This is a genomic window from Salinicola halophyticus, assembly GCF_003206695.1.
Classification (GTDB): Bacteria; Pseudomonadota; Gammaproteobacteria; order Pseudomonadales; family Halomonadaceae; genus Salinicola; species Salinicola halophyticus.
On the sequence record NZ_PZJN01000006.1, the window covers coordinates 717,717 to 738,012 of the forward strand.

General features: G+C 63.6%; 17 protein-coding genes. 8 read left to right on the top strand and 9 right to left on the bottom strand.

The window, feature by feature from the left end:
- The first annotated feature begins 209 nt into the window (after positions 1–209).
- Entirely contained in the window at positions 210–815 is a 606-nt protein-coding gene (wrbA, locus tag DOM58_RS11030) for an NAD(P)H:quinone oxidoreductase (RefSeq protein WP_110692861.1), read from the top strand.
- 209 nt (positions 816–1,024) lie between these two features.
- On the opposite strand, the gene DOM58_RS11035 is transcribed toward wrbA, so the two are convergent.
- Positions 1,025–2,431, bottom strand: coding sequence for a sugar porter family MFS transporter (locus DOM58_RS11035; RefSeq protein ID WP_110692862.1), 1,407 nt, complete (start codon positions 2,429–2,431; stop codon positions 1,025–1,027).
- A gap of 48 nt (positions 2,432–2,479) precedes the next feature.
- Entirely contained in the window at positions 2,480–3,214 is a 735-nt protein-coding gene (xylB, locus tag DOM58_RS11040; protein WP_075563633.1) for a D-xylose 1-dehydrogenase, read from the bottom strand.
- Positions 3,215–3,432: 218 nt separating this feature from the next.
- Between xylB and DOM58_RS11045 the strand changes: the two genes are divergently transcribed.
- Complete coding sequence (locus tag DOM58_RS11045; RefSeq protein WP_075563632.1) at positions 3,433–4,623, top strand: ROK family transcriptional regulator; 1,191 nt, start codon at positions 3,433–3,435, stop codon at positions 4,621–4,623.
- A 48-nt stretch (positions 4,624–4,671) separates the two neighbouring features.
- On the opposite strand, the gene DOM58_RS11050 is transcribed toward DOM58_RS11045, so the two are convergent.
- The gene (locus DOM58_RS11050; RefSeq protein WP_110692863.1) at positions 4,672–7,980 is read right to left on the bottom strand and encodes an AAA family ATPase; all 3,309 of its coding nucleotides are present in this window, start codon (positions 7,978–7,980) and stop codon (positions 4,672–4,674) included.
- Positions 7,977–9,218, bottom strand: coding sequence for an exonuclease SbcCD subunit D C-terminal domain-containing protein (locus tag DOM58_RS11055; protein WP_110692864.1), 1,242 nt, complete (start codon positions 9,216–9,218; stop codon positions 7,977–7,979). Before DOM58_RS11055 ends, DOM58_RS11050 begins: the two co-directional genes overlap by 4 nt.
- 210 nt (positions 9,219–9,428) lie before the next feature.
- On the opposite strand from DOM58_RS11055, the gene nfi reads away from it, so the two are divergent.
- The gene (gene nfi / locus DOM58_RS11060) at positions 9,429–10,160 is read left to right on the top strand and encodes a deoxyribonuclease V (RefSeq protein WP_110692865.1); all 732 of its coding nucleotides are present in this window, start codon (positions 9,429–9,431) and stop codon (positions 10,158–10,160) included.
- Between the two features lie 29 nt (positions 10,161–10,189).
- Here nfi and DOM58_RS11065 read toward each other — a convergent pair whose 3' ends face one another.
- Positions 10,190–11,278, bottom strand: coding sequence for an alpha/beta fold hydrolase (locus DOM58_RS11065; RefSeq protein ID WP_245392237.1), 1,089 nt, complete (start codon positions 11,276–11,278; stop codon positions 10,190–10,192).
- A gap of 116 nt (positions 11,279–11,394) precedes the next feature.
- On the bottom strand, positions 11,395–12,294 hold the full coding sequence (locus tag DOM58_RS11070) for an aldo/keto reductase (protein WP_110692866.1): 900 nt from the start codon (positions 12,292–12,294) through the stop codon (positions 11,395–11,397).
- 204 nt (positions 12,295–12,498) lie between these two features.
- On the opposite strand from DOM58_RS11070, the gene DOM58_RS11075 reads away from it, so the two are divergent.
- The 5 genes from DOM58_RS11075 (at position 12,499) to DOM58_RS11095 (ending at position 17,380) form a co-directional block, all read left to right on the top strand.
- Positions 12,499–13,044 (top strand): DUF1415 domain-containing protein, encoded by a 546-nt coding sequence (locus tag DOM58_RS11075; RefSeq protein ID WP_280951132.1) that lies wholly within the window; start codon positions 12,499–12,501, stop codon positions 13,042–13,044.
- An 89-nt stretch (positions 13,045–13,133) separates the two neighbouring features.
- Positions 13,134–13,637 carry a thiol peroxidase gene (gene tpx, locus DOM58_RS11080; RefSeq protein WP_110692868.1) on the top strand — a complete coding sequence of 168 codons (504 nt, stop codon included), beginning with the start codon at positions 13,134–13,136 and terminating at the stop codon, positions 13,635–13,637.
- Positions 13,638–13,777: 140 nt separating this feature from the next.
- Positions 13,778–14,209: an OsmC family protein gene (locus tag DOM58_RS11085; RefSeq protein ID WP_075562899.1), complete on the top strand. Its 432-nt coding sequence runs from the start codon at positions 13,778–13,780 to the stop codon at positions 14,207–14,209.
- Between the two features lie 444 nt (positions 14,210–14,653).
- A complete protein-coding gene (locus tag DOM58_RS11090; protein WP_110692869.1) occupies positions 14,654–15,961 on the top strand; it encodes an MFS transporter in 1,308 nt (435 codons plus the stop codon).
- Between the two features lie 111 nt (positions 15,962–16,072).
- Positions 16,073–17,380, top strand: a complete 1,308-nt coding sequence (locus tag DOM58_RS11095; RefSeq protein WP_110692870.1) for an MFS transporter — start codon at positions 16,073–16,075, stop codon at positions 17,378–17,380.
- 59 nt (positions 17,381–17,439) lie between these two features.
- On the opposite strand, the gene DOM58_RS11100 is transcribed toward DOM58_RS11095, so the two are convergent.
- The 3 genes from DOM58_RS11100 to DOM58_RS11110 all read right to left on the bottom strand — a co-directional run bounded on the left by DOM58_RS11100 (position 17,440) and on the right by DOM58_RS11110 (position 20,186).
- Positions 17,440–18,198 carry a gamma-glutamyl-gamma-aminobutyrate hydrolase family protein gene (locus tag DOM58_RS11100; protein ID WP_110692871.1) on the bottom strand — a complete coding sequence of 253 codons (759 nt, stop codon included), beginning with the start codon at positions 18,196–18,198 and terminating at the stop codon, positions 17,440–17,442.
- Positions 18,198–19,202: an amidoligase family protein gene (locus tag DOM58_RS11105; RefSeq protein WP_110692872.1), complete on the bottom strand. Its 1,005-nt coding sequence runs from the start codon at positions 19,200–19,202 to the stop codon at positions 18,198–18,200. The genes DOM58_RS11100 and DOM58_RS11105 overlap by 1 nt, the downstream gene beginning before the upstream one ends.
- 141 nt (positions 19,203–19,343) lie before the next feature.
- Complete coding sequence (locus DOM58_RS11110) at positions 19,344–20,186, bottom strand: EamA family transporter (RefSeq protein ID WP_110692873.1); 843 nt, start codon at positions 20,184–20,186, stop codon at positions 19,344–19,346.
- Positions 20,187–20,296 lie beyond the last annotated feature (110 nt).

Sequence of the window (20,296 nt, forward strand, 5' to 3'; positions counted from 1 at the left end):
CAGAATAGCGGCTAATCCTGTCTGCCAACAATCGGCTGAACCGACGGGCGTGGCGGGTGGAGTAGTGATCCCATGCTCGGAAAGCGTTCGATATCTTCGCGGGTTCCGGCGCAAAAAATGCAGTGGCCCGGTGATGGCATCGCCTCATCGCGCGGGCTAGCCTGAGAGGCGGTTCGTCGTAAAAACCCGATCTCTTCAGGAGAACTCCTATGAGCAAAGTGCTGGTGTTGTACTACTCGAGCTACGGCCACATCGAGACCATGGCCAAGGCTGTCGCGCAGGGCGCCGAAGGTGTCAGCGGTACACAGGTCGACATCCGTCGCGTGCCTGAATTGGTGCCGGAAGAGGTGGCGGTGAAATCCGGCTACAAGGTCGATCAGGAGGCGGCGCTGATCGAAGGGCCCGATGCCCTGGCACAATACGACGCCATCATTGTCGGCACCCCGACCCGTTTCGGAAACATGACTTCCCAGATGCGCAACTTCTGGGACATGACTGGCGGCCCCTGGGCGCAGGGTAAGCTGATCGGCAAGATCGGCAGCGCGTTTGCCTCGACGGCGACCCAGCACGGCGGCCAGGAAACCACGTTGACCTCGATTCACACCACGCTGATGCATCACGGCATGGTGATCGTCGGCGTGCCCTACAGTTGCCCTGAACTTTCCAACATGAACGAGATCACCGGCGGCACGCCCTACGGCGCGACGACGCTGGCCAACGCCGACGGCAGTCGTACCCCGAGCGAGAATGAACTGACGATCGCTCGGTTCCAGGGCAAACACGTGGCCGAAATCGCCGCGAAGATGGCGGGATGAGGAGATAGAGTCCAGGGTTCCCAGCGTGACTGTCGCCGTTCGAAGTGCTGTTCCCTAGAGAAGGTATGGGAAGACGGCTCAGGAAGGGTATAGAGAGAACCTCGAGAACGGGCTAGGAGACAGCGTCCCAAAAAGAAGGCCCGCGCCATCCGGCGCGGGCCTTGCTCGTTGCAAGCTACGTGACGCTTAGATCACGGCGTATTGGCCGCTCACTCGTACGCCATATCTTCGAGTTCCTTGCCGTTGGTCTCGCGCACGAAGCGAGCGACGAAGATGACCGAGAGCAGGGCGCAGATCGCGTAGAAGCCATACGCGCCGGTGAGGCCGATCGACGCCAGCATGATCGGAAAGGTCATGGTGATGGCGAAGTTGGCGACCCACTGGAACAGCCCGGCAACAGCCAGTCCCGACCCGCGCACCTGGTTGGGGTACATCTCCCCGAGCATGACCCACATTACCGGGCCCCAGGAGACGTTGAAGAAGAAGACGTAGGCATTGGCCGCCAGCAGGGCGAGGATGCCGTTGCCCGAGGAGAGTGCCAGGCTGCCGTTGACGATCTCTGCGGTAGAGAATGCGTAGACCAGAATTGCCAGGGTGACCGTCATGCCCACCGAGCCGGCCCACAGCAGCGGCTTGCGACCGATACGATCGATCAGGCCGATCGTGACCAGGCAGGCCGCGATGCTGACCGCGCCGCTGATGACGTTGATCATCAGGGCATCGCTTTCGGAGAAACCGACCGCCTGCCACAGTACCGCACCGTAGTAGAACACCACGTTGATCCCGACCAGCTGCTGGAACACCGCCAGGCCGATGCCGATCCAGACCAGTTTCAGCAGCTTGCCGGTAGCGGGGTTGATCAGGTCCGACAGGCGCGGTTTATGACGGTTGGAAAGCGAGGCGTGAATGTCTGCCAGGCGCTTTTCGGTTCCGGCTTCGTCGTAGACGAGGCGAAGAACGCGTTTGGCCTTGTCGTCATGTCCGGCACTGACCAGAAAGCGCGGGCTTTCCGGGATGAACATCAGCGCGATCAGGAAGATGCCGGCCGGAATCAGTTCCATCCAGAACATGCAGCGCCAGGCTTCAAAACCGAACCACAGCTCGGCGGTGGAGCCGCCGGCGATATTGGCCAGGGCGTAGTTGTTGAGAAACGAGAAGAACAGTCCGCCGATGATCGCGACTTGCTGAATGGTCGCCAATCGGCCGCGCAGGTGCGAGGGGGCGATTTCACTGATGTAGGCCGGCGACATGACGCTGGCCGCACCCACTGCCAGACCGCCCAGTATCCGATAGATCACGAACTCGAACGATCCCCCGGCGATGCCTGAGCCCCAGGCGCTGATGATGAAGAACACGGCAGCGACCAGCAGCAGCGTACGGCGGCCGAATTTATCCGCCAGTCGGCCGGCGAAGAAGGCGCCGACGGCGCAGCCCAGCAGCATCGAGGCGACGTTGAAACCGGTGCCGACACTTTCCGACTGGAAAGCCTGCTGAAGGCCGTCGACGGTGCCGTTGATGACACCGCTATCGAAACCGAACAGGAAGCCGCCAATGGCGGCCACGCAGCAGATAAGTAGAACCACGACAGGATTTTGTGAAGTGCTTGATGTTGGCATTGTTGAACTCCAATGGTCTCTCGATGAGGGTTCCGAGGCAGCTTGCGATCAGAGCCAGCCGGCATCGACCCAATAGTTGTGAGCGGTACAGGCGGCCGCGGCGTCCGAGGAGAGGAAGAGCACCATGGAGGCCACGTGATGAGGATGGATACGGACCTTGAGCTTCTGTTCGGCGACGATCTGCTCTTCATCCTCGGGGCTGTACCAGCGCGACTGGCGTGGCGTCTTGACATTGCCGGGAATCACGCAGTTGACGCGGATGCCGTCGCTGCCAAGCTCGCTCGCCAACGCTCGCGTCAGCCCCTCGATGCCGGCCTTGGCAGTCTCGTAGAGCACCAGGCCGGGCTGCCCGAGATGCCAGCTGATCGAGCCCAGATTGATGATGACGCCCTCACCTCGACGGCGCATGGCAGGCGCCACTTCGCGAGCAGCCAGCACCAGATGGCGCAGATTGACCGCCATCCGATTTTCCCAATACTCGGGGGTAATATCCTCGAGGCGGTGGCGGTCGTCGTTTGCCGCGTTGTTGACCAGGATGTCGACATCGCCGATGGCGGTGAGCGTCGCGATCAGCGCCCCGGCATCGGTCAGGTCGCATTGATGGAAATGGACATTGCTCCCGAGCTCCTCGGCCAGCGCCTGGGCGTCATCGATAATATCGATGAAGTGGATCTCGGCGCCCTGCTCGGCGAAGGCACGTACCAGGCCCTCGCCGATGCCGGAACCGCCGCCGGTGATGACCACGCGCTTGCTTTCGAGACCGGGATAGATGGCTGACGGCATGAAGGCTCCTGAAGGTTAGTAAAACCTATTAACTAAGTTGAGGGCGATCATGCGCGCATGTGGTGCCGGCTGCCATTGACCATTGGTGTTAAGACCATTGTCTTTGAGACTAATGGATCTAAGACTTAAGGCTCATGATGGTGGTGCTTCTCGGTCGATCTCAGCGGGCTTTGGTATAGTCGCTGTATCCACCGCCACCCGACGCTGTCCTCTTTCCCATGCCCAACTCCTTCACCCCGCAAACTGCCGGTGATCTCAACTATCTGAAGAGCCTCAATCGCAGCACGATTCTGAGCACCGTGCGGCGCAGCCCGGGCTTGTCTCGGGCCGATATCGCGCTCGAGACAGGCCTGACCAAGGCGACGGTAGGCAGTGTGGTGCAAACGCTGGTCGAACGAGGCTGGCTACGCGAGGGAGAGTTGCACGCGCGCGGCGGTGGCCGGCCGGGGCGCGCGCTCTATCTGGATGGAGAGCGCCACTACATGCTGGGTGCCGAAGTCGGGGTCAAGGGGCTGCGGCTAGTTGCCTGCAATCTCGTCGGGGAGATTCTGGCAAGCAGCCATCAGGAAGCGCCGCCCGCCGATCCTGTTTCCACCGCGACGCGTCTGGCGAAACTGCTGAATCAGCTACGCGAAGCGCCCGCCATCGCGGGGCGGCGCTGTCTGGGGTTGGGCGTCGCGGTGCCCGGCCCCGTCTCTCCCACCGCGCCGATCCTCAGCCTGGCGCCCAATCTGGGCTGGATCGACGTCGATTTTCTGGCGCTGCTGCGGGAAGAGCCGGATCTACCGGACGGGGTCTGGCTACTGGACAACGAGGCCAACGCGGCGGCGTTCGGCGAGTTCTATTTTTTCGAGGGCATGCCGCCCGAGTCGCTCGCCTACATCAGCGCCGATATCGGTATCGGCTGCGGCGTGGTCAGCGGTGAACATTTCCCCGTAGTGCCACGCGGCTATCAAGGCCTGGTCGGTGAGATCGGCCATACCGTGATTCAGCCGGGCGGGGCGCTTTGCCATTGCGGCAACCGCGGCTGTGCCGAAACCCTGGTCAGCGGTTGGGCGCTGCGCGAGTCGCTGGGACTCGATATCGATGACAGCCTCAGCGCCTCGGTACAGGCCCGGGCCGGTGAGGCGGACGTGCAAGCCTTGATTCAGCGCGCCGGAGAAGCGCTGGGGCTGCTGATGCTCAATCTGCATCACACGCTCAACCCGTCGATGCTGATTCTGGGCGGGTCGTTGATGTGGCTGAAAGGGCCTCTGATCGAGCCGGCCCTGGCCTACTTCGAGGCCCATCAAAACGATCTGCTCAGGCAGTCGCAATCCGTTCCGATCAAGATCATCGAAGACAGCACGTTCACCGCCGCCAGAGGTGCCGCCGCTCAGGTCATGGCCCGGGCGGCGATCGAGGTGTGACTCATGGCGTCGACTTCGCGCGCGCAGCTTGCGGGCGATAGCCGGCCGTCAACGGCGCTGAATCACCAGCCGGCTGGCCCCGTTGCCGCTGGGTTCGACCCGAATCTGTAGCGGAATCCGCTCGTGCATCTCCTGGACGTGAGAGATTACCCCCACGCGGCGCCCCTGGGCCTGCAGGCCGTCGAGCGCGTCCATCGCCAACGCCAGCGATTCGGGGTCGAGACTGCCGAATCCTTCATCGATGAACAGCGATTCGATCGCCAGCTGGTGAGACGCCATCGACGCCAGCCCCAGCGCCAACGCCAGCGACACCAGAAAGGTTTCGCCGCCGGAGAGCGAGTGGACCGAGCGGCGCTCGTCGGCCATGTCGCCATCGATCACCAGAATGCCGAGCTCGCTGCCGCCACGTATCAATCGGTAGCGTGGCGTCAGCGCGCGCAGATGCTGATTGGCGTGGGTCAGTAGATGGTCGAGGTTGTAGGCCTGGGCGATGCGCCGGAAACGTTTGCCATCGGCACTGCCGATCAGGCCGTTCAGGCGTTCCCAGCGATTGACTTCGTGCTGGGCCGATTCGCGCTCCTGGGCGCCATCGCGCTGCGCCTGACGACGACGGTCGTCTTCACGAAGCTGATGCTGGGCGGCGTCGCGGGTTTCCTGACGCTCGTCTCGCTGGCGGGTCAGGGCTTCAGCGGTCTCGCGCTGATGGGTCAATCGTGCCGCCAGTTCGCGGGTAGCCGCGTCATCGAGCAACTGGTTTTCGTCTCGGGTCGGAAGGAGCGCGCGGCGCTGCTCGCGTAGCGCCTGCTGACGTTCCTCGCGCTTGACGGTGACGGCGGCGAGGTCGCGCTCGGATTGCGCGCTGCGCTCCCGGCGGCGGCGGTGATCCGCCTCGCTGACCGCCAGCAGGGTGTCGATCGTGTCGTCGTCCAGCGCCGGACGCTCGCGGCGCCAGGCTTGCCAGTCGCCGTCGAGCTCGTCGAATTCCGTCTGCGCCTCTCGCTGGCGCTGCTCGAGATCCGTCAGTCGCTGCGTCAACTGGGTCCGGGTCTGGGCCAGCGTCTGCCAGCGCGTTCGATGTTCCTCGAGCGTCGCTTCCGCCTGCTGGCGTCGCTGCTCCAGTGCCGCCTGCCAGGCCGGAACGGAGTCGTGACTGCCGAGCCGGGCTGCAAGTCGTGATCCGGTGTCGTCCACCTGCTGTTGCAACGAGGGCAGTGACGCCTCGAGCGTGTGCAGACGCTCGCGGTTCAGGGAATGGCGCTCCTCCAGCTTGCCCAGTTCGAGTGACAGGTGCTGCCATTCGGCCTCCAGCGGCTGCAGCAGACGTTCCGCCTCGTCGAGCGCGGAGAGCTGGTCGCTGGCCTGACGCCATTGCTGGTTCAGCCGTTCGCGCCGCGCCTCGAACCAGCCGCCGGCCGCCTCGCTCTGACGCAGGGTCGGGGCCGCGGCGTGAGCGTCGATGGCGCTCTCGGCCTGATCGAGCTGCTGGGACAGCGTCTCGAGCTGGCGCTCGCGTTCGAGCAGGCCCTGGCGGCAGGTGCGGTAATCGGCGCTGCACTGGTGATAGACGTGGTGGGCGTTTTCCACCTGTTCGCGCTGGTTGTCGAGCTGTTGTCGTTCCTGACCCTCGATCGCCTCGATCATGGCAGCGCCGGGGTGTGCCGGTGGCGCGTGTCGGTAGGGGTGAGCCGTCGCCCCACAGACCGGACAAGGTTCGTCGTCACTCAGGTGCTGGCGCAGCTGTTCGACGCTGTCGCTTCGCGCAGCCCGGGCGCCTTCGATCTGCTGGCGGATCAGCGTCTCTTCGGATTCCGCCGCCTTGAGCCGCTGTGCGGCCTGCTTGCCCTGAGTTTCCAGCTCCTGGAGCCGGCGGCGCTCGCTGTCGAGCTGTCGGCGCGTCTCGGTCTGCTCCTGGCGTAGCCGTTCTCCTTCACGCCAGTCCTGCTGCAGATCCTGCAGTGCCTGCAACTCACCTTGCGCCAGATCGCGCCGGCGATTCAGGGTCGAGCGCAGTTCATGGGCGCTTGGACGCTCGCCCGCCTCGCCAGCGCCTTTCAGCAGCCCTTCGAGGGTCGCCTGCTGCTCGCCAAGGCGTGTCTCGAGTGGCTGGCGTGCTTCCTGCAACTGCGTTCGGCGCTGCGCGTCGGCCTGCGTTGCCTCGGCGAGCTGGCGGTGCTCGCGCTGCTGCTGGATGAGCTGTTGGCGCTGGTGCTCGAGATCGGCGGCCAGCTGGCGGGCCTCGTCCAGTTGCGGCTGGGCTTCCCGATCGTCGAGTCGGGCTTGTTCGTGGGCTTGCCGGGCGCTAGCGAGCTGCGGCTCGAGTGCCTCGCGCTCCCGATCGCAATCCTCGGACTGGCGACGCTCCCTGGCCAGCGTCTGGCGATGCCCGGCAAGTGTACTTTCGAGCGTCTGACGGCGCTTTGCCCGCTCCCGCCAGGGTGCCAGCTCATCGAGCTGGGCGAGCTGCTCGCGTTCCCCCCGATTTTGTTGCCATTCGCGATCGGCCTGGCGCCAGCTGTCATCGGCCTGCTGCCAGGCCTGCGCCAGTTGGGACTCGCGCTCGAGTTCGATGCCCTGTGTCTGATGGCGCGATAGCTCGGTCTGGAGGTCGGCCAGCGCCTGCTCCTCGGCCTGAGCCTGTCGTTCATAGGCCGCGCGCGTCTCGGCGTCTACCGGCAACGCGTCGGCGAGCCTGACCTCGATGGCATCGAGAATGGCTTTGGCATCTCGAGCGCGGTGGTAGGCAGCTCTGGAGATTTCCGAGTAGTGCTGTGTGTCGGTCAGACGCTCCAGCAGTTCACTGCGCTCGTTGTCGTCGGCCTTGAGGAAGGCGGCGAACTCGCTCTGGGCCAGCAGCACGGCTCGGGTGAACTGGTCAAACTTGAGTCCCAGCCGCTCGGGCAGCAGCTTCTCGAACTCCCGCGTCTGTGCGGTGAGCAGCTGGTTGGCATCCAGGTCGGTCAATGACTGTTCGATCTTCTGCAGGCTGCCATCGATCTTGTTGCGGGCGCGGCGCACCGCCCAGCGTGCCCGATAGCGGCGCCCGTCGCGGCCGACGAAATCGACTTCGGCGAAGCCACTGGCGCAGCCTCGACGCAGCAAGGTGCGCGCGTCTGCGGTGGTCAAGGTGTCGTCATTGACGTCGGCGATCTGAGAGTCCCGTTTCGGTGCCTGGCGCAGGCGCGGTGTGCTGCCGTAGAGCGCCAGGCACAGGGCGTCCAGCAGGGTGCTCTTGCCGGCGCCGGTGGGGCCGGTGATGGCGAACAGACCCTGGTCGGCCAGCGGTGAGGCGGTGAAGTCGACCTCGTGATGGCCGGCCAGCGAGGCGAGGTTTTCCAGACGGATGGCGAGGATTTTCATGTCTCGCTCCCCTCATGGCGGCTTTCCGCGTCCTGGACCTGCTGCAGCAGACTGGCAAAATCCGCCATGACGTCATCCGGCGGCGCATCGCCGTAGCGCGTCTGCCAGGTGCGGGTGAAAATCTCCTGCGGGGTCAGGCTGTCGAGGTCGACGTTGGCGTCCGCATCGTCGCGCCCGCTGGCGTTGGGGTAGCGGCTGTGAATGCGCAACAGACGTAGCGGCTTGTCCGCCATCGCGGCCTCGATGCGGGCGCGCAGATCGGGGCGAGGGGCGTCGAGATCGACCCGGATCTCCAGCCACGGCCAGCGTTCACGAGGAAGATCGGCATCCGTCTCCAGTTCGCCAAGCGTCTGCTCGATCTCTTCGATACTGCCCGGGCCCACGCGTATCAGTGCCACGTGACGCGGGATCGGCAGCGTCTCGATCTCGCCCAGCGTTTCGCCGTCGAGGGTGAGTTCGACCACCTGGTGCGGATAGTGGCTCTCGCTGAAATCGAGCGGCAGCGGCGAGCCGCTGTAGCGAATGCGTGGCTCGCCGACCTGCTGGGGCCGATGCAGGTGGCCGAGCGCGACATAGGCGATCGAATCGGGAAACAGCGTCGCCGGGACCGACTCCTCGCCACCGATGACGATGGGGCGCTCGCTCGCCTCGGAGACCGCGGCACCCTGCAGATGCGCGTGACTCATCGCCACCAGCGCCTGACCCGGCTGGCGGCACGCCTCGGCCGCGGCGATCAGCTCTGCGTGGACGCGAGCGATGCCCTGGCGATAGTCATCGATCTCGCCGCCGGTCACCTCGGCGGGGCGCAGGAAGGGCAGCGCCAGACACCAGGCCTTGAGCGTGCCATCGGCGTCATGCAGCGGGATCAGCAGATGGTCGCTGTCGAGACGACCGTCGTCGAGCCAGTGCACGCGGCCCAGAGCATGGGTCTTGAGGCTCTTCATCAACGGTGCCGGCAGCTCGATACGCGAACCGCTGTCGTGGTTGCCGGCGATCATCACGATCTCCAGGTCCGGCAGGGCGGCGTGGGCGGCGACGATGAAGTCGTAGAGCAGTTCCTGGGCGCGCAGCGAAGGGTTGACCACATCGAAGATATCGCCGGCGATCAGCAAGGCATCGGGGCGGCGCTCGACGAGTGTCGCCAGCAGCCAGTCAAGAAAGGCGCGATGTTCGACATGGCGTTCCTGACCATGGAAAGACTGGCCCAGATGCCAGTCGGCGGTATGGATCAATTTCACGGCGCGGCGCCCTGTTGCAACGAAGAGAGAGTGAAGAGGCAAAAGCGTCGCCAAGTGTAACGTGGCGGGCGTGGGGGAAAAGACCCAATGCGCGCTTCCTTATGGCCGCGCACCGCCACGACCGCGCCTCAATATTGCCTCGGCCGTTGGAGAGACGCGCGACCTGGGACTAGTCTTTCGGACTCATGGAGACAACCGGGAGAGCCCAGGATGGCGCTACACGAATGGAATCTGACGCCCGAGGCGGCGATCGCGCTGCAGAAGCAGCTGGCGCCAGCAATCATACGCGAGGATACGCTGGGTGAGGTCGACCTGATCGCAGGCATGGATATCGGCTTCGAGGATGGCGGCGAGACGACGCGGGCGGCCCTGGTGCTGCTCGAATGGCCATCGCTCACGCTGGTCGAGCAGGTGGTGCACCGCGAGCCGACGCGGATGCCGTACGTGCCGGGCCTGCTCTCGTTTCGCGAAATTCCGGCGGCGCTGGGCGCGTTCGAGCAGCTGTCGCAGCGCCCGGATCTGATCATGGTCGACGGGCAAGGCATCGCGCATCCGCGTCGACTGGGAATCGCCTCCCATCTGGGGCTGTGGCTCGATCTGCCGACCATCGGCGTGGGCAAGAGCCGGCTGTGCGGGCAGTTCGGCGAGGTACCGTCGGTCAAAGGCGAATGGACGCCGCTAACCGATCGCCGACGTGAACAGGACCCGAGCGACGTTGCCGTCGACGAACGCGGCCGCGTCACCATCGGCGTCGTTCTGCGCTCGAGAGAAGGCGTCAAACCGCTGTTCGTGTCACCGGGGCATCGGATGTCCCTCGATAGCGCGGTCAATTGGGTCGTGCGCTGCCTGGGCAAGACCAAGCTGCCGGAGCCGACCCGGCTGGCGGATCGGCTGGCGTCCCGACGCGGCTCGGTCGCGACTACCGGGCAGCTATCGCTGTAGCGTTCGGTTTAGAGGATCGCCCGCCGAGCTCAGGAGTCGTCGAGGCGCTTCAGGCCGTCGAGCAGCGCCTCGTGAAATCGCTCGGGCTGCTGAATATGCGGCGAGTGACCGAGCTCGGGAAATTCGACCAGCTCGGCGTCGGGAATACGTTCAGCGGCGCGCTCGCCCAGCACATCGTAGTGGCCCAGGGTTTTCTTGACCTCATCGGAGGCGAACCCCTTGCCGATCGCCGTGTTGTCCTTTTCGCCGATCAGCAGCAGCGTCGGGACCCTGATTTCGCCAAACTCGTGAATGACCGGCTGGGTGAAGACCATGTCGGAGGTCAGCGCCTGATCCCAGGCAACGAGATCGCCACCATCCCCGGCGTACATGCCGGCCAGCATGTCGACCCAACGATCGTAGCGCGGCTCCCACTCGCCGACGTAGTAGGTCGACTGCTGATAGCGGCGAATCCCCTCGGCGTCTTTCTTCTGCTCGCTGGCGTAGGCCTCGTCGATCGGCTGATAGGGCACGCCCATGGCCTTCCAGTCTTCGAGCCCGATCGGGTTGACCAAGACCAGTTGCTCGGTCTGTTCGGGATACATCAGCGCGTAGCGGCTCGCCAGCATGCCGCCCATGGAATGGCCCATGATCGTGACGTCGTCGAGATCGAGGCTTTCGAGCAGGGCATGCGTGTTGGTCGCCAGCTGATGAAAGCTGAACTGATACGCCTCGGGCTTGCTCGACTTGCAGAAACCGATCTGATCCGGCGCGATCACGCGGTAGCCGGCCTCGTTGAGACGCTTGATGGAGTCTTCCCAGGTTGCGGCGCAGAAATTCTTGCCGTGGAGCAGCACGATGGTATGGCCATTGGGCTCGTCGGCAGGGACGTCCAGATATGCCATCTGCATCTTTTGACGCTGGGAGGTAAAGCGAAAGCGTTCCACCGGGTATGGATAGTCGAAGCCTTCCAGTTCGGCGCCGTAGCGCGGCGTTGTCTTGCGATCTGGCTCGGCAGCGTCGGCTTCCTGGGCCTCGGCACTCACCGGTGCGCCAGCCAGCGTGGTGCCCAGGGCGAGGCTCAAGGCCGGTAGCCAACGGCGGTAGTGAGAGGCCGGGGTCGCTGACATCGCTTGCATGCGTCGCTCCTGATGGGGCTGAGTGGGGAAAGTGCTGAGTGGGAGAGTGCTGAGTGAGAAAGTGCTGAATGAGAAAGTGCGCTGATACGGTTTTAGACGACGGCCTCGCCGATAGTTCAGACGATATCCAGCGATACCGGCTCCTTGGGTGCCGGAAAGGCGTCATCGAGCTGGGTGAGGTCCTCGCTGTCGAGTTCGATTTCGAGCGCCTTCGCATTGGCCTCGACGTGGGCGAGATTCGACGCCTTGGGAATCGCAATGACCCCACGCATGCCGTCCTGACTCACGCAGGTGGGGCGAATCACCCAGGCCAGCAGGATCTGCGCGGCGCTGGCACCGTGTTTGTCGGCGATCTCGTTGACCACGCTCGACGAAAGCAGTTTGGATCGCAGCCGGCCGCCCTGGGCCAGCGGGCAGTACGCCATCACGGGAATGTGGTGGTCCTGCATCCACGGGATGATGTCGACTTCGACACCGCGGGAGCCGAGATGGTAGAGCACCTGGTCGGTTGCGCATTCGGTGGCGGCAGGAATGGCGTCCAGGGCCCTGAGATTGTCGGCATCGAAATTGGAGACGCCGAAGCGTCGGATCTTGCCCTGATCACGTAACCGCTCGAAGGCCTCGAACGTCTCTTCGAGGGGTATATTGCCCGGCCAGTGCAGCAGGTAGAGATCCAGGCAATCGATCCCCAGGCGTTCGAGGCTGCGCTCGCAGGCGGCGATGGCGCTATCCCGGCCAGCATTCCAGGGATAAACCTTGGAGACGACGAAGGCGTCGTCACGGCGACCGCGTATCGCCTCGCCTACGACCCGCTCGGCACCGCCGTCGCCATACATCTCGGCGGTATCGATCAGGCTCATGCCGAGATCCAGGCCATAACGCAGGGCGTCGATCTCCTGCTGACGGGGAACGAGATCCTCTCCCATGTACCAGGTGCCCTGACCCATGGCCGGGAGGGCAAGTGACGGTGCCCCGAGGCTTTCGGGCAGGACGATATGCGGCGGCGTATCTGGCATCGGAAACTCCCGTTCCATGAAGGTGTTACTGTTATGCTGGCCGCCGCTCGCGGGTTTCGCAAATCACTTTCGCGGTAACTGCGTAACATTACTCGACTTGTGTGGCGCGTACGTTCGCTTTACGTGAATCGATTTGCGATTTGTGTGAAGACGCCACCCGGGTGACCCACCGAATTCAGGAGTTCCGTCATCGAATCCTCTTCGATCAGCCTCACCCGAGCCTGGCTCGAATCCTTCGTCGTGGCCCACGATATCTGTCCTTTTGCCGGGCGCGAGATGCGCCGGGATGCCATTCGTTATGCGCTGGCCGAGTCCGCAGAACTGGAAGGGTTGCTGCACGAACTGGTGGACGAATGTCGCCGACTGGACGCGGAGCCTTCGATTGCCACCACGCTGCTGATTGCGCCCGCCGGCATGGACGATTTCGATGATTATCTGGATTGGCTCGAGCTGGCCGAGCGGCTGTTCGACGATCTGGGCTATCGCGGGATCTATCAGCTGGCGAGTTTTCATCCGGACTATGTCTTCGATGGCGTCGAGGCGACCGATGCGGCCAATGCCACCAACCGTTCGCCTTACCCGATGCTGCATATCCTGCGCGAAGCCGAGCTCGAACGAGCACTCGCAAGTCACGCCGACCCCGAGGCCATCCCCGAGCGCAACATGACGTTATTACGCGCCTCGGATTCGAAGGCCCTGGCGGCATCGCGGGAACTGCTGACGCGATCGTCCGGCAAGGCCGAGGGATAGGCTATGCTGGTCTGGAATGGCGCGCCGCGAGGCACGCCACCTCTCTAGTTCCTTTGATCTCTGAATCATTCCAGCGGGAGTAGACAATCATGCAAAGCGTGACGCGAGGCGGGGTGCCCGTCGAAGTGGGTGGTGAATTTCCCGTCGTTGGCGATACGGCGCCCGCCTTTACCCTGACCGACGCCGAACTCGGGGAGCGCTCGCTTTCCGACTTTGCCGATCAGCGCAAGGTGCTCAATATCATTCCCAGCGTCGACACCAAGACCTGCGCGATGTCCACGCGCAAGTTCAACGAGTATGCCAGCGGCCTCGACAATACCGCGGTGCTGATCGTGTCGGCGGATCTCCCTTTCGCCCAGAGCCGTTTCTGCGGCGCCGAGGGTCTGGACCGCGTGATCACGCTGTCGTGCTTTCGTCATCCCGAGTTTCGTCAACGCTACGGCGTCGCCTTGCAGAGCGGCGTCATGGCCGGGCTCTGCGCGCGGGCGGTCATCGTGATCGACGAGCAGGACAAGATCTTGCATGCCGAACTGGTCAGCGAGATCAAGAACGAGCCTGACTACGACTCCGCGTTGGCAGCACTCAAGGCCTAAAACAGGATTTCCATTTCGAATCGGCTTGTTGGAGAGCGATTGGGATGACGTCTGGCGCAGGTGGTCTACACTGACTGCCACTCCATCCGCTGTGATGGCAGTAGCCTCGAACGGTTACATCGAACCAGAAGGAGTTGATGATGACGATCAAGAAATCCGGATCCGCCGAATGGAAAGGTAGTCTCAAGAAAGGCAAGGGTGTCGTATCCACCGAGAGCGGCGCGCTCAAGCAAAACCCCTACGGTTTCAATACCCGTTTCGAGGGCGAGCCGGGCACCAACCCGGAAGAGCTGATAGCGTCCGCGCACGCCAGCTGCTTTTCGATGGCGCTGTCCATGATGCTGGGTGAAGAGGGCATCGAGCCGGAGAGCATCAAGACCGACGCGACGGTGATCATGGAGCAGGACGACAGCGGCTTCACCATTACCGAAGTCCAGCTCAAGACGGTAGCCAAGATCCCCGGCGCCGATCAGTCGACCTTCGACAGCGCCGCGCAGAAGGCCAAGGAAGGCTGCCCGATCTCCAAGCTGCTGAACGCCAAGATTTCGCTGGATGCCAAGCTGGAAAGCTGAACATCCGTCGATGATGAAAAACCGGCCCTCGGAGGCCGGTTTTTTTATGTCTGGGTATTAGGCGTTCTGTCGCGGGGCTAGGAGCACCAGCCGCCCTTGTGGTGCGATCCAGTTCCGCCGTGAGGATGCTGGCCTTTGGGACATGCATGGACGGTCAATACGCCCAGCGCGGAGACGAGGAGCAACAGGATGAGCAAGGGTTTCATGACCTGGGCCTGTGATTGGAGCGGACGAAAGAGACTCTAGCGCAAGCCTCTTTGTATCGGTATCTGGATCTTGCGCGGAAGCCAACCAAGGACCCGTCGGCCACACTGACGGAACTTATAAAGTCTGATAATGTCATGACCCCTTCGTGCGGCGGATGACACCCTCTGTCGAGCTTCCGTGAAGCACGTTGGCTACTGGACACGTACGTTTCAACGCCTCAGAAAAAAGAACACGGCCATGGCTAACGCACCCCAATACGATGCGGCTCCGTCGCGTCCGCTGTCACGCGGTGACATCAAGATCCTGTCGCTCTCCGCCCTGGGCGGCGCGCTGGAATTCTACGATTTCATCATTTTCGTCTATTTCGCCACGGTCATCGGGCATCTGTTCTTTCCACCGGACATGCCGGAGTGGCTGCGGATGATCCAGACCTACGGCATATTCGCCGCCGGTTATCTGGCCCGCCCGCTGGGCGGCATCATCATGGCGCACTTCGGTGATCTGCTGGGTCGCAAGCGCATGTTCACGCTGTCGATCTTCCTGATGTCGGTGCCGACGCTGCTGATCGGCTGCCTGCCCACCTACGAAACCATCGGCTATCTGGCACCGCTGCTGCTGGTGTTGATGCGCATCCTGCAGGGCGCGGCGGTGGGCGGCGAAGTCCCGGGCGCCTGGGTCTTCGTCACCGAGCACGTCTCGCGCAAGGACGTGGGTCTCGCCTGCGGCACGCTGGCCTCGGGCCTGGTCGCCGGCATCCTGATCGGCTCGATCATCTCGGCGTTTCTGAAGTCCTACTACACCCCCGAAGAGATGAGCGCCTACGGCTGGCGCGTGCCGTTCCTGATCGGCGGTGTATTCGGATTCCTGGCGGTCTATCTGCGTCGTTACCTGGAAGAGACCCCGGTGTTCGCCGAGATGCGCGCCAAGAAAGCGCTTTCCGACGGGCTGCCGGTCAAACGTGTGCTGAGTCGGCATCTGGACAGCGTGGTGCTGTCGATGGCGGTGACCTGGATTCTCACCGGTGCGGTGGTAGTGGTCGTGCTGATGACGCCGAGCCTGCTGCAGTCGGTCTACGGTATCGATGCCTCGCTGGCCAACGTCTGGGCGATCGTCTGCGTGATCATCGGCTGCGTGGTGTCGGGGTGGTGCTGCGATCGCATCGGCAGCGGTATCACGATCATTCTGTGGAGCCTGCTGCTGGGAATCACCTACTGGGTCATGATGCACACCGTGCCGACCCATCCCGACCAGCTGATGCTGCTCTACTGCCTGGCCGGCTTCGGCGTGGGTATCGTCGGCGTCGTGCCGACCATCGCGGTCAAGTCGTTTCCCGCAGCGGTGCGTTTTTCGGGCCTGTCGTTCTCCTACAACGTGGCCTATGCGATCTTCGGCGGGTTCACGCCGGTGGTGGTCTCGACGCTGATGGCGAGCCATCCCGCGGCCCCGGCGTACTATATCGCCGCGTTGTCGGCGCTCGGCGTCGTCATCGGGATCTTCCTGCTGCGCGCGCCGAACGGACAGCGTCTGGCCTTGATGCAACAATGAGCCGCGTCTCGAGTTACGAACCGCGCTGGCGGGCGAGTTCCGATCTCGGCAGTTCCGCTATGGAATGATCGCGACGGCACCTTTGGGTGCCGTCCTTTTTGGAAGATCACTATGTCTCACGACCCCACCTCGTCCGAGTCGTCGCGTCCGCTCTCCCGTGGCGACGTCAAGACGCTGTCGCTGTCCGCCCTCGGCGGCGCGCTGGAATTCTACGACTTCATCATCTTCGTCTACTTCGCCACGGTCATCGGGCAGCTGTTCTTCCCGTCGGACATGCCGGAGTGGCTGCGCCAGATCCAGACGTTCGGCATCTTCGCCGCCGGCTACCTGGTGCGGCCGCTGGGTGGCATCGTGATGGCGCACTTCGGCGACCTGCTGGGGCGCAAGCGCATGTTCACGCTGTCGATCCTGCTGATGGCGCTGCCCACGTTGGCGATCGGCTGTCTGCCCACCTACGAGTCGATCGGCTATCTGGCACCGCTGTTGCTCGTGCTGCTGCGCATGCTGCAGGGCGCTGCCGTGGGCGGCGAGGTACCCGGCGCCTGGGTGTTCGTCACCGAGCATGTCCAGCGCCGTCATGTCGGCTTGGCCTGCGGTACGCTATCGGCCGGGCTGGCAGCGGGAATTCTGATCGGCTCGCTGGTGGCGGCGGTGATGAAATCGCACTTCTCTGCGCCAGAACTGGCGAGCGGCGCCTGGCGCATACCGTTTCTGCTCGGTGGCGCGTTCGGACTCATCGCGGTCTACCTGCGCCGCTGGCTGAGTGAGACGCCGGTCTTCGCCGAAATGCGCGAACGCCGCGCCCTGGCGGCCGAACTGCCGGTCAAGAAAGTTCTCCGCGATCACTTGGGCGGGGTACTGCTGGCCATGGCGGTGAGCTGGATTCTGACCGCAGCCATCGTCGTCGTCATGCTGATGACGCCGCCGCTGCTGGCGGCGCAGTACGCCGGGCTCGACGCCTCGCTCGCCAACGTGGTGGCGATTCTGTGTCTAATAGTCGGCTGCGTGGTCGCCGGCTGGTGCGCCGATCGTTTCGGTAGCGGGGCGACGCTGGTGGGGTGGAGTGCGCTGCTGGGGTCGAGCTATTGGCTGATGATGAGCGTGGTCGGCCAGCGCCCGGAGCAGTTGATGCCGCTCTACGCGCTGGCCGGTTTCTCGGTGGGTATCACCGGGGCGATACCGGCGATTGCGGTCAAGGCCTTCCCCGCGGCAGTGCGTTTCAGCGGGCTCTCGTTCTCCTACAACGTCGCCTACGCACTCTTCGGTGGTTTCACGCCAATCATCGTCACTACGCTGATGCGCTGGTATCCCATGTCGCCGGCGATCTACGTCGCGGCGCTATCGGTGATGGGCATCGTCATCGGCCTGTTTCTGTTGCGCTCGCCGGCGGGAAGACGGCTGGCAGTGATGCCGTCCTAATGGCTCGGTGATAGCAACCTGGTGCGGCCAGGGATACGGCAAGGAATGCGGCGGTGCGGTCAGTCTTCATCCACCGGCCGCTGTCGCTCGCCGGTTTCAACCGGCACCTGGCGCTGCTGTCGAGCCGCCTCCACCAGCGCTCGAATCAGGCGCTGCTGGGAGCGACTGAAGAGCAGGAATTCCGGATGCCACTGCACACCGATCAGGAACGGGTGGCGTTCACTCTCGATGGCTTGAACGAGATCGTCGCGATCGTGAGCGACCACTTTCAGGCCGTCCCCCGGCCGGTCGACGGCCTGATGATGGAGGCTGTTCACGTTGCAGTAGCGGCGGTTGAGAATGTCGGCCAACTGGCTGAACGGCTCGATCTCGATTCGCTTGCGAGGCAGAACCATGCGCCGATTCTTGATGTGGCTGTAGGTCGTCTGAATATCTTCGATCAGGCTGCCGCCGCAGTGAATGTTGATGATCTGGGCGCCGCGGCAGATGCCCAGGATCGGCAGACTCGACGGCAGGTAGTGGCCGAGCAGATCGAGTTCGAGTTCATCGCGAGCCGGATCGATACGAACGTCAAGCTGCACTTCGCCACCGTAGCGCTGGGCGCCGATGTCGTCACCGCCGCCGATGACCAGGCCATCCACTGGCTGCGTCAGAGGCCGTGACGGCGAGATACGTAGTGGTTTCCCCCCCGCGCGCCAGACCGAGAGCCAGTCGCACCACCAGGCCAGAAGGCTCTTGTGGTCCGAGGTGGTGATGCCGATCACCGGGCGAGTCTGGCGCGATCTGGCTTCCGTTTCCGGACGTTTCGCTGAATTCATCAATGACGCATCCAGTGTCGAAGGGAGTCGAGCCAGCGGCTGAGCGTCGGCTGGGCGAGATGTTCGCGGTAGGCGGCGCCGCGCTCGGCCAGTCGATCGGGATCGGCGGCGAGCCGCTCGACTTCCGCCCAGCGGTTCCACTCCACGACCACGCCCCATTCCGGGTCGGATAGCGCCGCGTTGGGCAGCCGGTAATGATAGGTCGGGCGCGGCTTGACCAGCGTCTCGCGCAGCAGTTCGTTGGGGTGATCCGGCATCAGCCACGAGAACAGTGGCAGCAGATCCAGCTCACGGTTGCGCGTCGGATTGGCGAGCAGGTAGTCGTCGATCAACGTCTTCAAGGAGGGATGGTAGTCCGGTGCCAGTACCTTCCGCGTGTAGTCGCTGTGAAAGGGCTGGGTATGCGGCAGCATGTCCCGCGTCACGTCGACCACGATCTCGTCGCGTAGCCAGTCTGCCAGAATCAGATACGCGCGAAGATGGGCCAGCACGCTCTCGACCCTCGGCGAGGGGATCTCCGGATTGAGATGAAGCCCGAAACCGTAGAGCAGACTGGCATCGGTACCCTGGGCGCCATGGCTGCGTAGGGCAACGAACAGCTCATCCAGCCGTTCCAGCTCGTCCCAGGGGATCGGCGGGCAGACGATTTCGGTCGGCACCAGACCTGCCACCATGTCGCCTAGCCATTCGCGGGTGCGACTGTGCACGCTGGCACGAAGGTGTTCGCCGATCCCCGGGGGTTGACCATCGCTGGCACGAATGCGGTCGAGTATCTGCTCATCGGGGTGGACATACTTGCTGTCCAGCTCGACATGAAAATGGCCCCATGGGGTGCCGGTTACCGTTAGCCGATGGGCGCTGTGCTGCTCGACGTGACCGCCGAAGGTCATTTCGACCAGGCGCGCGGCCTGAATCGGGCCGACACCGGCAAATTCGAGTTCGACACCGACCTTGCGCGGCTGGCCGTCGGCATTGGTGGCGTGGGGTGGAGCGATAAGAGACAAAATGGGCTCCTTGCCGATCGCTGTCGCCTGGATGGCTTTCGTCTTAGTGAGCGTCGATGCGCGCCGCAAGACGGTTGAACGGCGTTGGCAGGGCAGTGGCTCAGTATCGTTAAGCCTAGCAGTCTTGCCGTGGTATGGCAGTCATCCCCAATGCGTCAGAATGACGCCACCCAGAATCAGACCGGCAGCCAGCAGGCGTTCACGGCGTAGCGGTTCCTTCAGCCAGACCACGCCGATGGCGATGGCGAAAAGAACGCTGGTTTCGCGCAGCGCGGCGACCAGCGCGATCGGGGCCTGAGTCATGGCCCAGATCGTGATGCCGTAAGCGCCGATGGAGAGCGCGCCGCCGATCAGGCCGACTCGCCAATGGCGCGTCAGTTCGGGAAGAACGCGAACCCCACGCATGGCGATCAGGACCAGCAGCATGCCGAAACCGTCGAGCAGGAACAGCCAGATCACATAGCCGATGGCATCGCCGTTGGTGCGAGCGCCGCTGCCATCGGCCAGGGTGTAGCCCGCGATGAAAGCCGAGGTCGTCAGCGCATTGATCAGCGACGCGCGTTCCAGGCGCGGCCCTTTCCCCCCGCGGAACGCCATGCACAAGATGCCCAGCACCAGCACCACGATGCCGAGATAACCGAGCCAGGAAGGGTGCTCGCTGAGCGCGAAGACACTGATCGCGGTGACCAGCAACGGCGCGCAGCCGCGGGCGATCGGGTAGATTTGGCCGAGATCGCCAACCCGGTAGGCGCGTGCCAGGAACACGTTGTAGCCGATATGCAGGACGGCCGAACCGGCAAGCCATGGCCAGGCGGCCGGTTGCGGCAGCGGCACGAAGGTCACGCCAGCGAGAGCAATGAGCGCGCAGGCGGCCTGGATCAACGAGATGCTCAGCAGCCGATCGAGGCCCACCTTGACCAGCGCGTTCCAGCTAGCATGCATGAGGGCGCCGGCGAGTACGGCGAGGAAGACGGGCGTCGTCAACGTGAATCCTTTTTTATTCGGCTTTGGCTTGTTCGGGGTTTTACTTATTCGGGGTTTTACTTATTCGCAGTTTTGTCTCGGCAGCGACGAGGCGTCGATGATAGCGCCGT

Coding starts and splice junctions, on each gene's coding strand:
- wrbA (WP_110692861.1), top strand. CDS start 210: ATGAGCAAAGTGCTGGTGTTGTACTACTCGAGCTACGGCCACATCGAG.
- DOM58_RS11035 (WP_110692862.1), bottom strand. CDS start 2,431: ATGCCAACATCAAGCACTTCACAAAATCCTGTCGTGGTTCTACTTATC.
- xylB (WP_075563633.1), bottom strand. CDS start 3,214: ATGCCGTCAGCCATCTATCCCGGTCTCGAAAGCAAGCGCGTGGTCATC.
- DOM58_RS11045 (WP_075563632.1), top strand. CDS start 3,433: ATGCCCAACTCCTTCACCCCGCAAACTGCCGGTGATCTCAACTATCTG.
- DOM58_RS11050 (WP_110692863.1), bottom strand. CDS start 7,980: ATGAAAATCCTCGCCATCCGTCTGGAAAACCTCGCCTCGCTGGCCGGC.
- nfi (WP_110692865.1), top strand. CDS start 9,429: ATGGCGCTACACGAATGGAATCTGACGCCCGAGGCGGCGATCGCGCTG.
- DOM58_RS11065 (WP_245392237.1), bottom strand. CDS start 11,278: ATGCAAGCGATGTCAGCGACCCCGGCCTCTCACTACCGCCGTTGGCTA.
- DOM58_RS11070 (WP_110692866.1), bottom strand. CDS start 12,294: ATGCCAGATACGCCGCCGCATATCGTCCTGCCCGAAAGCCTCGGGGCA.
- tpx (WP_110692868.1), top strand. CDS start 13,134: ATGCAAAGCGTGACGCGAGGCGGGGTGCCCGTCGAAGTGGGTGGTGAA.
- DOM58_RS11085 (WP_075562899.1), top strand. CDS start 13,778: ATGACGATCAAGAAATCCGGATCCGCCGAATGGAAAGGTAGTCTCAAG.
- DOM58_RS11090 (WP_110692869.1), top strand. CDS start 14,654: ATGGCTAACGCACCCCAATACGATGCGGCTCCGTCGCGTCCGCTGTCA.
- DOM58_RS11095 (WP_110692870.1), top strand. CDS start 16,073: ATGTCTCACGACCCCACCTCGTCCGAGTCGTCGCGTCCGCTCTCCCGT.
- DOM58_RS11100 (WP_110692871.1), bottom strand. CDS start 18,198: ATGAATTCAGCGAAACGTCCGGAAACGGAAGCCAGATCGCGCCAGACT.